1 protein-coding gene is annotated in these 639 nt (G+C 60.7%); it reads left to right on the top strand.

Features of this window, described 5'->3' with window-relative positions; genetic code table 11:
- Positions 1-52: 52 nt before the first annotated feature.
- A partial coding sequence (locus tag H1D44_RS20730) for an IS30 family transposase (RefSeq protein WP_181517159.1) occupies positions 53-639 on the top strand: 587 nt, incomplete at its 3' end.

Here is a 639-nt window from a genome sequence, read left to right as displayed (position 1 = left end):
GGCGGTCTCAATGACCAAGTGCAACACCTGACCCATCAGGTATCGTGTTGCCATGCCTCATTGCTATCGCCACCTCACTGCTGAAGACCGAGCCGCCATCATGATGATGCGAACCACCCACTCGATCCGGGCCATCGCCGCTCACTTGGGGCGCGCGCCAAGTACCGTGTCACGGGAGCTTGCTCGCCATACCGTTGATGCCAGCAGAGGCTACGATGCCAGCCTGGCAGGCTATAGAGCTCGGTTGGCGCGTCACCGGCCACGTCAGCAACCAAAGCTGCATCCCGGCAGCGAGCTATTCGATTTAGTCGCCTATCTGCTGCGCCAGTACTGGTCACCGCAGCAGATCGCCAGCACACTGTCACTCATGTTTCCTGATGATAATCGCCGCCAGGTCTCCCACGAGACCATCTACAACGCGCTCTATGTGATGCCCCGAGGCTCTCTCAAAAAAGAGCTCATCGCCTGCTTGCGGCAGGGCAACGGCAAGCGTCGGCCGCGCAGCCGGGGTAAAGACCGGCGTGGCCAGATCCCGGACCTGGTTAGCATTCATATGCGGCCGCCCGAGATCGAAGACCGCCTGATGCCCGGCCACTGGGAAGGTGACCTGATCATGGGAGCCAACAACCGATCCGCTGT

Origin of the sequence: Billgrantia kenyensis, assembly GCF_013697085.1 — a bacterium.
Taxonomy (GTDB): domain Bacteria; phylum Pseudomonadota; class Gammaproteobacteria; order Pseudomonadales; family Halomonadaceae; genus Halomonas; species Halomonas kenyensis.
This window is presented reverse-complemented; position numbering and strand designations above follow the sequence as displayed.